The 12402-nt window shown below is 36.6% G+C and carries 13 protein-coding genes; 10 read left to right on the top strand and 3 right to left on the bottom strand.

Annotation, left to right across the window (positions count from 1 at the left end; all coding sequences use genetic code 11):
- Window positions 1-567: 567 nt before the first annotated feature.
- From BW942_RS07875 to BW942_RS07865, 3 genes are read left to right on the top strand one after another with little or no spacing between them, the layout of a single operon-like run.
- The gene (locus tag BW942_RS07875) at window positions 568-1695 is read left to right on the top strand and encodes a tetratricopeptide repeat protein (protein ID WP_000816419.1); all 1128 of its coding nucleotides are present in this window, start codon (window positions 568-570) and stop codon (window positions 1693-1695) included.
- Entirely contained in the window at window positions 1692-2675 is a 984-nt protein-coding gene (gene dprA, locus BW942_RS07870) for a DNA-processing protein DprA (RefSeq protein ID WP_001081159.1), read from the top strand. The genes BW942_RS07875 and dprA overlap by 4 nt, the downstream gene beginning before the upstream one ends.
- Complete coding sequence (locus BW942_RS07865) at window positions 2632-4143, top strand: HTTM domain-containing protein (protein WP_001208364.1); 1512 nt, start codon at window positions 2632-2634, stop codon at window positions 4141-4143. The genes dprA and BW942_RS07865 overlap by 44 nt, the downstream gene beginning before the upstream one ends.
- A gap of 318 nt (window positions 4144-4461) precedes the next feature.
- On the opposite strand, the gene ygiD is transcribed toward BW942_RS07865, so the two are convergent.
- Window positions 4462-5235 (bottom strand): 4,5-DOPA-extradiol-dioxygenase, encoded by a 774-nt coding sequence (gene ygiD / locus BW942_RS07855; protein ID WP_000184345.1) that lies wholly within the window; start codon window positions 5233-5235, stop codon window positions 4462-4464.
- A 640-nt stretch (window positions 5236-5875) separates the two neighbouring features.
- Between ygiD and BW942_RS07850 the strand changes: the two genes are divergently transcribed.
- The 7 genes from BW942_RS07850 to kdsB all read left to right on the top strand — a co-directional run bounded on the left by BW942_RS07850 (window position 5876) and on the right by kdsB (window position 10827).
- A complete protein-coding gene (locus BW942_RS07850; RefSeq protein ID WP_000832757.1) occupies window positions 5876-6394 on the top strand; it encodes a hypothetical protein in 519 nt (172 codons plus the stop codon).
- Window positions 6395-6558: 164 nt separating this feature from the next.
- Window positions 6559-7659, top strand: a complete 1101-nt coding sequence (locus BW942_RS07845; RefSeq protein ID WP_000861276.1) for a glycosyltransferase — start codon at window positions 6559-6561, stop codon at window positions 7657-7659.
- Window positions 7660-7663: 4 nt separating this feature from the next.
- The gene (locus BW942_RS07840; protein WP_000601827.1) at window positions 7664-7888 is read left to right on the top strand and encodes a flagellar FlbD family protein; all 225 of its coding nucleotides are present in this window, start codon (window positions 7664-7666) and stop codon (window positions 7886-7888) included.
- A gap of 5 nt (window positions 7889-7893) precedes the next feature.
- Window positions 7894-8676: a motility protein A gene (locus tag BW942_RS07835; protein ID WP_002970641.1), complete on the top strand. Its 783-nt coding sequence runs from the start codon at window positions 7894-7896 to the stop codon at window positions 8674-8676.
- A gap of 15 nt (window positions 8677-8691) precedes the next feature.
- Window positions 8692-9519, top strand: coding sequence for a flagellar motor protein MotB (gene motB / locus BW942_RS07830; RefSeq protein WP_001129912.1), 828 nt, complete (start codon window positions 8692-8694; stop codon window positions 9517-9519).
- A gap of 40 nt (window positions 9520-9559) precedes the next feature.
- The gene (locus tag BW942_RS07825) at window positions 9560-10084 is read left to right on the top strand and encodes a flagellar basal body-associated FliL family protein (protein ID WP_000501992.1); all 525 of its coding nucleotides are present in this window, start codon (window positions 9560-9562) and stop codon (window positions 10082-10084) included.
- Window positions 10084-10827, top strand: coding sequence for a 3-deoxy-manno-octulosonate cytidylyltransferase (gene kdsB / locus BW942_RS07820; protein WP_000721859.1), 744 nt, complete (start codon window positions 10084-10086; stop codon window positions 10825-10827). Before BW942_RS07825 ends, kdsB begins: the two co-directional genes overlap by 1 nt.
- Window positions 10828-11769: 942 nt before the next feature.
- On the opposite strand, the gene BW942_RS07815 is transcribed toward kdsB, so the two are convergent.
- Entirely contained in the window at window positions 11770-12108 is a 339-nt protein-coding gene (locus BW942_RS07815) for an STAS domain-containing protein (RefSeq protein ID WP_001287684.1), read from the bottom strand.
- A gap of 48 nt (window positions 12109-12156) precedes the next feature.
- Window positions 12157-12372, bottom strand: coding sequence for a hypothetical protein (locus tag BW942_RS07810; RefSeq protein WP_001087666.1), 216 nt, complete (start codon window positions 12370-12372; stop codon window positions 12157-12159).
- Between the last annotated feature and the right edge of the window lie 30 nt (window positions 12373-12402).

The following is a 12402-nucleotide window of genomic DNA, read 5'->3' as shown; positions in this document are numbered from 1 at the left end:
ACATACTTTTTGCAAGTAAAAAGACTCATTCTTGTCGGAACACTTGAAAAATGTGCCTTTTTGAGCCCAGAACGGCGATCCATAGAAAGCCCGTTTTGTTGAATTCATTTTGATTCTAAAATCCTATTCAACTTGTGGGGTTGGTGATGGCTTTTTATGGGTCGTTCTGTAGAACTCAGCGTCTCGCTTCTATAGACGCTCGGAAAACTCAGCAAACACCTTCCTAAGAGTCGGTGTTTAGGATTTTGGACAAATTCTTACTATTCGGACGCATGAAAATAGTACCAAGTTATTAACGGCCTAATTTACGAAAAAACTAGTGGTACTTAAAAAATACCGCAAATTCGGGATTTACGGCATTTTAAAGCAAGACCAAAATATTCAAATTTTTGAAACGATCTAACACAGGTATTCTATTCATGCACCCGAGTAGTAATTACTTACACACCGAATCATTTTAAAAAACGGAAGAAATGTTCTATTTTTTTCGAAAAATTCAATCTGTGGCGGACGGACCAAAAACCGTATCCATTAGGGTAGAAGGGATTTTTTTTATAAGCCGATATTATGAAAAGGGCAGATTCTTCCCGAGGAAATATTATGATTCAAAAAAGTGTGATTCTAATTTTAGAACCTTTGTCAAAACTTCTAAAAAACAAAACGATCCATTCAGCAGTAAAAATATTCGATAAATCTTTGGGCAGAATCTTACTGAAAACTCAAAGGTTCCGGTATGAAAATTTTAAAGAGTCAAATTCTAACTTTGTTTTTCGTAAAACGGCTCGCCGTCAAAAATTGAAAAAGTCGTGCACCCATTGTTGGAAACGAATCCTAATTTTATCTTTTTGTTTATTTGTTTTTATCTCTTGCGAAAGATCTAAAAATTTTGGATTTCAAAATCGAGTAGATAGGCCACCTACTGTGGAAGATTTAGAAGATTGGAAAGAAAGACTTGCGATGGAAGAAGCAGAGATCATCGAATTAGAAAAGAAAATTTCTTCAATGGCGCAAAAGACAAGATCTGCGGGGGTACTCAGTTGGAAAATCGCACAGGGTTATATGAAAATAGGAGACTACGATATGGGTGTCAAATTCTATAACCGTGCTTTGAAAGAAAACAACGAAGGAAAAAAAATAGAAATCGTGGGAGCAGAACTTCATTTTTTTGAACCAGCAATTCCTTATTTTGAAAAGGCACTTCTACTAAAACCGGTTGATCAACAACTTCTATTTGAAACCGCTCTTGCCTATGCAAACGCTTCCAAAGATAGGGGTTGGGAAACTACAAGAAGACAAATAGCAATCGATCTTTTTACTCATCTATCTATTCAAGATCCTAGGGATTCTAGATTTCCGTTTCAACTTGCTCTTATCTATTTCGATTCTTCTATGGCGGATTCTTCTTGGGAAGGTGTGTCCGCAGGTTTTCATGATCAAGATAAAGCATTTAAAATTCTGGATGATATTATAAAAAAAGAATCTAGAAACGTTCCCGCTCGTTTTGCAAAAGCGAATTTTTTATATAGGCTCGGTAAAGTTGACGATTCCAAAGAAGAATATTTGAAAGTAAAGAAAACAATCGAAGACTTAAACGATGCGGGTCTGGTTCGAGGTGGACTTGAAAAAAACGATTCGTATCAAAATGTACTTCAAAATTTGAAAAAAATAGAAGAAACTTACTCAAGATCGGAATGAATCGACTTGTTCTAGTCGATTCCCAGGTTTCTAAATTCTGTTTTAAAAATCAAATATTCAGAAAATTGAATTCTTGGGAAAGTTTAAACGAATATTTAAAAAACCATCTTCCCGCCTCTGTTCTGGGAAAATCCTTGTTTCACTCGGATAAAATTTCTAAAGATTTGGACTTAACCGGATTTAAAGTCTTGTCTTTTTATGATCCGCAATATCCGTCTCTTTTAAAGGAAATTTATGATCCACCTTTGGTTTTATTTTATAAAGGAAATTTGAATATTCTAAATTTATTATATGGGGCGGTAGTAGGCACCAGGGATCCTTCCCCAATTTCGGTTTTTGCCGCGGAGTTATTTCCTTCTTACTTAAAAAATAAAGGTTTTTCTGGAATTGTTTCGGGTTTTGCCAAAGGAATAGACGCTGTGAGTATGAACTCTGCTCTTGACGAAGATTTGGCGGTCATAGGAGTGATGGGAACCGGTCCGGAAAAAGAATATCCTTTCGAAAATAAAATGTTATACCAAAGGATAAATTCTTCCCAACGGACTTTAATTTTAACCGAATATCCTCCCGGTCAAAAAATTTTAAAATACACGTTTCCAAAACGAAATCGAATTATCACTGGGCTTTGTAGTTCCGTTTTTATCGTAGAAGCTCCTGAAAAATCGGGGGCAATTTCATCCGCTTATAATGCTATAGAACAAAATAGAAATGTTTTTATCTTTTCGGATCCTCGTCAGACCAAAAATTTTGGCGGGGAAATTTTAATTCGAGAAGGGGCGGAAATCCTAAATCTAAAAGACATCTCTTTGGGAATGAAAGAAGTGTTTCACATGAATGATCTTTTGCCGGATTCGCAATCGAAAATTCCGGGAATGCTTGCAGAACTTTCCAAGAAACGCTTTTCTGGCGAATGGAAACCGATCGGCGCTGGTTACTATGCGAGAAAAACTTATTTCCAACCTATTCTTCCGGGTTTCTAATCCTCTTCCCGCTTGGTCTTTGGGATTTTATCGGATTGTATTCGGTATTCTTCTTTTTATATTAGCATTTCGTTATTTTTCAAATGGATGGATTTCCAAATACTTTTTAGATCCGAGTTTTCATTTTAAATTTTACGGTCTTTCTTGGATTGCAGTTTTTCCCGCTTGGATTTTATATTCTCTTTTTGTTTCTCTTCTTTTTTTAGCGGTGTTTATTTCTTTGGGAATTTTTTACAGGATTTCCGTTCTTTGTTTTTTTCTGATTTTTAGTTATATCAATCTTCTAGAAGTTGCGGTTTATCTAAATCATTATTATCTAGTTTGTTTGCTTCTTTTTCTTTTGATTTGGATTCCTGCTGATAGGGCTTTAAACATATTTCATGTTTTTAGAATATTCAAAAATAAATCAATTTTAGAGACGGATCCAGTTCCTGCTTGGAATCTTTATATTCTTAGATTTCAGATTGGTGTTGTTTATTTTTTTGGTGGAATTGGTAAATTGGTTCCAGACTGGCTTTTTGACGCGCAGCCGGTTCGAATCTGGCTTCTTCGTAATTCGGATATTCCTATTTTTGGTCCGATACTTTCCATGCCAGTTACTGGGTATTTTTTCAGTTATGCGGGTTTGATTTTTGACCTTACGATTCCTTTCTTATTATTAAATCGAAAGATGAGAGTATTTGGATATTCTTTAATTATAATATTTCATTTTTTGACTTGGAAGTTATTTCCGATCGGTATGTTTCCTTGGATTATGATTTTGAATTCTACTTTATTTTTTTCTCCTACTTGGCCGGTGGATTTATTTCGATTTCTAAAATCTAAAAGGATGTTTCCGGATCAGGAGAATATTTTTCATTTTCTATGGACTCGATTTCCGATTCATTTTAAGAGATCAGTTTTTTCCTTTATTGAATCCTTTTTGAAACTTTTAGAATTGAAATCTCAAACATCCGAGAACTTTCTTTTCTCCAAAGTAAAAATATTTAGAAATAAATTCGGTTTACTTTTTTCTGATCGTGCTCTTCGTTACTTCTGTTTTTTTTACGTTCTTTTTCAGTCTTTGTTCCCTCTCAGACATTTTTTATATCCTGGAAATCATCTTTGGACGGAACAAGGTTTTAGATTTTCCTGGCAGATTATGTTAGTTCAAAAAAATGGGATCGCTTCTTTTAGAGTAGTAAATCAGCAAACCGGAGAAACGAACGTAGTGCTTCCAGAATCTCATCTCAATGAAATCCAAAGAATTATGATGAGTTATCAGCCGGATTTAATCCTTCAATTTGCACATTGGATCGGTAAAAACGAAAAGGAAAAAACTGGTCAAGAAGTTTCGGTTTATGCAGACGTTATGGTTTCTTTAAACGGTAGGAAAAGTCAGATTTTGATCGATCCGGAAAGAGACCTTATGAAGGTTTCCAATTCTCTTACCAATAAGGAATGGGTTCTTTCCGGGGATGAAGAATGATTTTGAACGTGAGTTCGATGTAACTCATGCGAAAGGGATCGACGTATTATGTTACACCGTAGGAGTAACATTGAGTTCAATACCGCCATACAACATGCAATCAATGGAATGTTTATATTTACGATATTATTCCTGTTGTTTTACAGATTAAAGCATTGTATTTCGACTTAGAACGGCGATCTATAGAGAGTCTTTCTGCCGAGTTCGGGAAATGATCAATTGAAATACGTGCCTTATTCTCTATAGATCATTCGACAGGGAGAAATACTGAGTTAGAGTCCGTGGCAGCCGGGTTGTCTTACGTCGAACCGCGTTTTTTTAAACCGAAGTGAAAGATCGCATCGATACGGTCCGATTTTGAAAACTATGATGAATGAATTTCACTTTTTCTTCCGGTTTCATCGCTCCTAAAACGTAAAAGATAGGTTCTAAATGTTCCGTGCTGGGTGCTGCAAGTTTTGCGATTTCTCCTTTGTTTTGAAAGTCTAAAATTATTTTGTCGTTTCTGGACTCCAACGCTTGTCTCATATATTCGTCAAATTCGATTGCCCAATCCGTGGGAGTTGCGTTTAGGTTGTAAAAGTCGGCTTTATGAAGATTGTGTACAATATTACCACTTCCTAATATTAAAGTTCCTTCTTCGCGAAGAGGTCGTAATTCTTTTCCGATTTCGTATTGTTTTTCTGGATTACAGTTTGCGTCTATACTCAATTGGATGACTGGAAAGTTCGCTTTCCGAAATAAAAAATACAATACTCCCCAGCTTCCGTGGTCCAATCCCCAATCTTTTGTTGCCCAAACGTCTACGGTTTTTACTAGTTTTTGAATTTGTTGTGCAAGTTCTGTAGATCCAGATGGTCTATATTTTACTTCGTATAATTCTTGTGGAAATCCGTAAAAATCATAGATCTGTTCTGGTGGATCAGCGACCGTTACATAAGTTCCTCTCGTTTTCCAATGTGCAGAAATTACGAGTATATTTTTAATTTCTGAAAGTGTAGAGCCGAATGTTTCTAAATTTTGAGTGAAGTCGGAAGTAGTAATGAGGTTCATTGGAGAACCGTGTCCTAAAAATAAAACAGGATTTGTCATAAGGGAAAATTTCCTCGTTGTATTTCATATTTCTATTTTAGACCTTTCTTATCTATAGAAAATATCTTTACAAGTTGGAATTATGATTGTAAGACTGATCTCTGTCAAATTGAGTACTACAAATTTTTATTATAAGAACCTGTCCCAAAAGAAACTCAATGGCACTGCTCACTATGGATCGCAGCGGAAACTCAACATCCCGCTCTTTATCATAACCTTACCCACAAGTTGAATAGGATTTTAGAATCAGAAGGCTCAAAAACGCACATTTTTCAAGTGTTCCGACAAGAATGAGTCTTTTTACTTGCAAAAAGTATGTTTTTCTGATAAAGAAAACCTTTCCACCTCCTCCCCCTCCCAAAAATAAGGGCGGGAACTAAGTTTTACAGAAGATTTTGTCGTAATTCCGACGATAGATCTTGAGATCCAATTATTTGTGGGTAAGGTTATGGCTCTTTATGAATCGCTCGATGGGAACAGAACCCAGAACGCGTTCTGTTGAGTTACTGCAGCGTAGTCTTTCCGATAAAGTATAATAAGGTTTTGGGATACGCTGTAAAGTTTTGTTTTAGCGCAAAATACTGGGGACTCTATTTTGTAGTTCTGCATGATTAAGGGATTTCTAGGTTTTTAATTTATAATGAAACGAGTTGTCTGGAAAGAAGGAGATCTTGTTAGTCTCAAATTAAAAGACGATCTTTATACTTTTGCACAAATGCTTTGTAGTCCTTACATGCGTTTTTTTGATTTAAGTTGTGTAGATGGTGATTGGAAAGAAATAGATTTTGCTCAATCTAAAGAAATTTTTTGTGTCCTCGTTGGACAAATCGTTTTGCAAAAACTAGTCGTTGAAAAGATTCGAGGTAAATCAACCCAACCCTATTTCCAAAAGTATTGGATTCGTCCTAGATTGAATTTTGAAGGTGGATTTCCATTGAAAGGAGGGGATTTAGTGGAAGTCGATCCCAATGTAGGATATGTTCATGCTCCGATTGTTCAGGAAGATTTATCTGTCATTCGAGATTTAGAGATCATTCAAAAATATGAACTTGTGAATATGTGGGGCGCTAAGGATCTTTCAGAAAGATTAGTGAACTATTTTGAAACGGGTCGAAATTCCGATCCTTTCAAAGAAAAAGTTTTTGGGATTGTTGTTTGATGTTAGGGCGATTTGAAGAATCTTCTATAAAATTCAAAGTGAATGTTTTAAGTTTCAAATTTCTTTATAAAACCTCTGTTATTGTATAAACGCTGGCTCAAGAAACTTGTCACGCTCCTACAATCATTCGGAGGAAAATTCTCAAATCTGCCGATGATAACGGTATGAAAGTCGCCATCATTCACGACTGGTTAAATGGAATGAGAGGTGGAGAATTGGTTTTAGATTCTCTACTCAAAGTCTATCCTTCCGCTGATCTTTTTACGCTATTCTATAGTCCTGGTAAATTGAACCCTCGGATCGAACAAAGAAAGATTACTACTGCGTTTACTGATCATCTTCCGTTTAAGGAATCCAAATATAGATGGTATCTTCCATTGTTTCCAACTGCAATCGAATCTCTGGATCTAAAAGGATACGATCTTGTCATCTCTTCTTCTCATTGTGTGGCCAAAGGTGTCATAACGGATCCGGACTCGATTCATTTTAGTTATATACATTCTCCTATGCGTTATGTTTGGGATTTGTATTACGATTATTTTCCTTCTCGAAAAGGTTTTAAGTTTTTTGCCTTTGAAGCGATTTCAAATTATCTCAGAACCTGGGACGTAGCTTCCTCTTCAAGAGTGGATTGGTTTTGGTCTAATTCAGAATTTGTAGCTCGTAGAATCCGAAAATTCTATCGTAGAGAGGCCAAAGTAATTTTTCCTCCTTGTTTACCCGAAAAATGGAAAGTGATCTCTACAACAAAGGACGATTTCTATCTTATCGTCTCTGCATTTGCTCCTTATAAAAGAATCGATCTTGCGATTGAAACGTTTCGTAAAAATGGTAAACGGCTTGTACTCATTGGGGGAGGACAAGAATTTAAAAAACTCACTTCTAAACTTCCGCAAAATATTGAAGTACTTCCTCAGCTCAAACGGGAAGAAGTTTTGGAATATTATAAGAAAGCAAAAGCTTTTCTCTTTCCAGGGATGGAAGATTTTGGAATCGCTCCCGTAGAAGCACAGGCTCATTGTACTCCTGTAATCGCTTTTGGTAAAGGTGGAGCTTTAGAAACGGTGGTTTCAGATAAAACTGGAGTTTTTTTTCCAGAACAAACCGTGGAATCCTTACAAGCTGCGATTGATCGATCTGACCGGATTTCCTGGAAAACTTCCGAGTTTCAGAAGAATGTAAATCGGTTTACCGAGGAAAAATTCATTATCGAAATCAAAAAGCAGGTCGAGAATAGAATCGGAACTCCAAGGAAAAAGGGATAGTCGTTTGATTCTACTTCACAGGTTGAAAGGGAATGAGTTTGTTCTCAACGCATCTCATATAGAATGTCTTGAGGCGAATCCAGATACGACGATTACACTTTCCAATGACAGAAAGTACGTGGTAAAAGAGTCGGTCTCTGAAGTAATTGAAAAAATTTTAGAATATAAAAAACGTATTCTCGTGTTTCCTCTAGGATCTTCTCCGGATCAGTTCAAAAGGTTGGAATAAATATCATGGATTTTGGAACAGTAGTCGGTTTTGGTGGAGCGTGTGTCCTGATGATTTTCGGGATTATTTCAGCGGGTTTAAGTCCATTAGATATTTTTGATATTCCTTCGGTTATCATTACCTTTGGAGGTGCAACTGCTGGTACAATTATGGCCGTTCCTTGGGAATCCACTCTTGCAGTTGGTAAGATAACTCAAAAGGTTTTTAAAACGGAAAAACACGATCTCATCGAATTGATTAAAACGTTAGTCTCCTTTTCGGAGAAGGCGAGGCGAGAAGGACTTCTCGCGCTTGAAGACGACGTAAACGAATTACCAGACGAATTTTTACGTAAAGGAATTACTCTCGTAGTAGACGGAACGGATCCTGAGCTCGTTAGAAATATTATGGAAACCGAAATGGGTAATATCGCCTCACGTCACAATAACGGAAAGGCTTGGTGGGAAAACTGGGGCGCCTTGGCTCCCGCATTCGGAATGATTGGAACCCTAATCGGACTTGTACAGATGTTAAAGAACTTAGGTTCTGGTGACCCTTCAGCGATTGGAACGGGGGTGGCAGCGGCTTTGATTACAACTTTGTACGGATCTATGGGTGCGAACATGTTTGCGATTCCTGTCATGAAAAAACTTATACGTAAGTCTGAAGATGAACTTACAATTAAACAGATCATGATTGAAGGAACTTTATCTATACAATCCGGAGACAATCCTAGAATCGTAAAAGATAAATTGTCTTCGTTTCTTCCTCCTTCGGAAAGAGATGTACTCAAGGACGAAGGCGAATAGAGTTCAGGTTTTACAATGGCAAAATCGAAATGTCCGGAATGTATTCAGAATATTCCAGAGTATATGCTTACTTATGGAGACATGGTAACTTTGTTACTCTGTTTTTTCATTATGCTTTATACTACTGGAAAAACAAACGCGATCGAAATGCAGATCATCCTTTCCGCGTTTAAAACAACAACTGGATTTTTTGACGGAGGTCAGACTCTTTCCAAAGGAAGATTGGAAGAGATGGGAATGAATATAGAAAGTCTTCCTTCACAAACGACTGGGAAAGCGCTTTCTAAATCAAAACAACTTGCAACTGAACTTTTTAAGCCAGAAGTGGAAGCAGGAAAAGTAAAGATTACAGAAGATGAAAGAGGTCTTATCATTTCACTTGTAAGTGCGGATTATTTTAATCCTGGTTCTGCAATTTTAACGGATTCAATTAAAATTGCTCTTAGAAAAGCGAGCTCGTTGATCAAAGATTTAAATCGTTTTGTAAGAGTGGAAGGACATTGTGATGCGAACGCCGTCAATCCTGGAGTTGCGCCTGGAAAAGAGGAAAGGGCCTATATCAACAATTGGGATTTAGCGGGAGCAAGAGCAATCAATTCCACGGACTATATCATTAACGTGGAAAAACTGGACCCATCTTGGTTTCAAGCGGTGAGTTTCGGAGCCTTTCGACCTTTAGTGGTAGAGTATGCTGGAACACCCGAAGCTAAAGCCTATAATCGAAGAATTGATATAGTAATTATGACGGAGAAATCCACAAAAAGAAGTCCATACGAAACTAATTACGGACTTCCAAATACTAAAATTCCCGGCTCGGAATCGAGTGTACCCGGCAAAGAGTGATCGGAAGAACGACTAACGTTAAAATTCAGGAGGCAAACCTATGGGTGACGCGGAAATAGATGAGGAAGAAGGCGGGCTCCCCGCCGCCGAGGGTGGTGGTGGAACGTCTCCCATTATCAAATGGCTTTTATATGTGGCGGGAGCCATTTTTGGAATTATCATTGTAGCAGTTATTGCGATGATCGTAGCAAAAGAAACTGCCACAAAGACATTTACACAAATGAAGAATGTGGCTTTGGTAAAACCCCCTCCACCTTTAGCGAACTATAACTTTACGGAAGAATTTCGTATCAACACTTCCGACAAAGGAGAGGCTCATTTCGTAAAGATGAAACTGGCGTTTGGGATTGCCAAGGAAGATCAAACCTTATCGGCGGAGCTTGCGGAGAGAAACGCACAAATGAGGGATTTGATCAACTTGATTGTGGGAAGAAAGTCCAAAGACGAACTTATCAATATTGAAGATCAATTGGATCTCAGAGAAGAAATTAAAGCGCAAGTAAATCATATTCTTACTGAAGGAAAGATCCAGGAAGTTTATTTTACTGAATTTATAGTCAATTGATGAAAAAAATTTTAGGAGTCATTCCTGCGCGTTATGCAAGTTCTCGTTTTCCGGGAAAACCTCTCGCAAAAATAGGGGATAAGACCATGATAGAATGGACTTATCGGAATGCTTCTAGGTCCTCTGTCTTATCTGAGTTAGTTGTTGCGACTGATGATGTTAGGATTCATGAAGTTGTTCAAAAATTTGGTGGTAGAAGTGTGATGACTAGTTCGGATCATCCTTCCGGAACTGATCGAATTATTGAAGTTGCTAATCAATTTTCTGAATATTCGATAATTGTAAATATACAAGGAGACGAACCAGGAATTGAACCGGAATTAATTGACGGAGTTGCAAGTTTAAAAGCCTCTCATCCGGAATGGGCGATGAGTACAGCTGCAGTTCCTTTATTAGATTTTTCTCATGCAATCGATTTCAACCGGGTCAAGGTAATTATAGATCGAAACGGAAAGGCAATCTATTTTTCCAGATCTTTGATTCCGAGTCAATTTAAGACTACGGTTCCTTTGTATCGTCATTTGGGAATTTATGGATACGATCGGGATTTCCTTTTGCAATACAATTCTCTTCCCAAAAGTAATTTAGAAGAATCGGAATCTTTGGAACAACTCAGAGCGATCGAAGCGGGTTATGGAATTGGAATTTATTTGTCCAAGGAAGCTGGATTGTCCGTAGATACACCCGCCGATTTGGAGATCGTGATTGAAGATTTTAAAAAACGAAAATGGATTTCTGAATAAAAAGAGAATCAAGAGAACTCATTAACTCATCTAATCGAAACTATAACGGAGTTTCTCATTTTATTTTTACAAAAAAATCAGGCTTTATAAAATGAATCTCTTAATCGAATTTATGTTTCAGTATTCTAGAATATAACCGTAATTAGCTGTGAATTCGGTGTAAGAAAAAACTTTCTAAAAATAAGAGTTACTACAATTTTAGAATTTGTTCTTAAAATTGTGATAGTAGTTCCCGCACTTGAATACGATAGATTCAATTATTATAAACTTCTATTTTATAAATTGTGGTAGTTCCTACATTTTAGGAATCAATCTGTAAAGTTCAGATTCGAACTTTTTTTAGAATCATAGGTTATTTACGCCGAATTCACGTTAACTAACTATGATAAGTAATTTGTGGAAACTATTACAAATAGGTTTTGAACTACTACTTTAACGTGAGTTTGATGTAAGGTAACCCAATCTGGGTGAATCCGGCTTGTCGCAGGCAGCCGGATGGCTCTCAAGCTTCAATCTGCAAAACAATATGTAAATATAAATATTCTATTTATTGCATGTTGCATGGCAGTATTGAACTTAATGTTGTTTCTACGGTCGCAACATAATGCATTGATCTCTTTCGCGTTACTTTAAGTTCTTTTTAATTTGAGTCATGTGTATTCGTTTTAAATGAAGATTTCATATAAATGTGAGAGTTCCTACAAATTTAGTCACATTACGGATTTTTAAACATTTATTTTTCGTGATTAAAGTTTCTACATTTTCTGAATTTGTTCGTAAACATAAATCTGTGGTAGTTCTCACATTTTAGATTTTGAGATAGATTTTTTATATCTTATATTGAATTTTTTCGAATCTAAATGTAAAAAATGCGTGTTTGATTTAACGGTGTGAAAGGTAGAGCCGGACTCTATAAGAAATGCCTTAAGTAAAGTTTTTGTTTTATTTAAGTGCTTCTTGGAGAGAGTTGTGAATCAGAACGAAGTCAGCCAATCCTACTATATCCATCACTTTTCTGAAATGTTCGTTCAGACCTGCAAATTCGATTTTTCTTTTTGCTTCGGAAGCTTTTGTAATTAAACTGATAAGAGTTGCAATACCCGCTGAATTGATGTAGGAGGTACCTTGGAAATTTAGAATGACACGATCCCGTTTTCCTTCAGGAATGGATTCGTATTTTTCTAGGATTGTTTCGTCTGCTTCCGAAGTAATTTCTCCTTCGATATGGATGATCGGAACAGAAACGGCTAAATCTACGAAAATTCTAAAGTCTTCGGACATAAAAATCTTAAAACAAAAAACCTTTCAATTCTATGAAAGTCAATCGAATTACGCGTAATTTCCAAGCTCAGTAGGAGACAATTGATCAAATTGTCTTCCGCATTTTTTGCAATAGAATTTAACCGCTTTAGGTTTAGATGAGATTCCAAATAGAATTAAAAAGATACCTAGCTTTGTATACGTTTTCTCTTCTCGGGTATTCGGAGAAGTTCTACTGATTCCGCAATTTTCACCACAAGGAGGAAGTGAATTATTTGAATTCATCAAGAATAAGATACGCTTCGGGGTTCAAAA

Source organism: Leptospira interrogans (assembly GCF_900156205.1).
Lineage (GTDB): Bacteria > Spirochaetota > Leptospiria > Leptospirales > Leptospiraceae > Leptospira > Leptospira interrogans.
The sequence above is the reverse complement of the archived record's forward strand: the minus strand, read 5'-3'. Positions and strand labels throughout refer to the sequence as shown.

Coding starts and splice junctions, on each gene's coding strand:
- BW942_RS07850 (WP_000832757.1), top strand. CDS start 5,876: ATGAAACGAGTTGTCTGGAAAGAAGGAGATCTTGTTAGTCTCAAATTA.
- BW942_RS07815 (WP_001287684.1), bottom strand. CDS start 12,108: ATGTCCGAAGACTTTAGAATTTTCGTAGATTTAGCCGTTTCTGTTCCG.
- dprA (WP_001081159.1), top strand. CDS start 1,692: ATGAATCGACTTGTTCTAGTCGATTCCCAGGTTTCTAAATTCTGTTTT.
- motB (WP_001129912.1), top strand. CDS start 8,692: ATGGCAAAATCGAAATGTCCGGAATGTATTCAGAATATTCCAGAGTAT.
- BW942_RS07865 (WP_001208364.1), top strand. CDS start 2,632: ATGCGAGAAAAACTTATTTCCAACCTATTCTTCCGGGTTTCTAATCCT.
- BW942_RS07825 (WP_000501992.1), top strand. CDS start 9,560: ATGGGTGACGCGGAAATAGATGAGGAAGAAGGCGGGCTCCCCGCCGCC.
- BW942_RS07835 (WP_002970641.1), top strand. CDS start 7,894: ATGGATTTTGGAACAGTAGTCGGTTTTGGTGGAGCGTGTGTCCTGATG.
- BW942_RS07845 (WP_000861276.1), top strand. CDS start 6,559: ATGAAAGTCGCCATCATTCACGACTGGTTAAATGGAATGAGAGGTGGA.
- BW942_RS07810 (WP_001087666.1), bottom strand. CDS start 12,372: ATGAATTCAAATAATTCACTTCCTCCTTGTGGTGAAAATTGCGGAATC.
- BW942_RS07875 (WP_000816419.1), top strand. CDS start 568: ATGAAAAGGGCAGATTCTTCCCGAGGAAATATTATGATTCAAAAAAGT.
- ygiD (WP_000184345.1), bottom strand. CDS start 5,235: ATGACAAATCCTGTTTTATTTTTAGGACACGGTTCTCCAATGAACCTC.
- kdsB (WP_000721859.1), top strand. CDS start 10,084: ATGAAAAAAATTTTAGGAGTCATTCCTGCGCGTTATGCAAGTTCTCGT.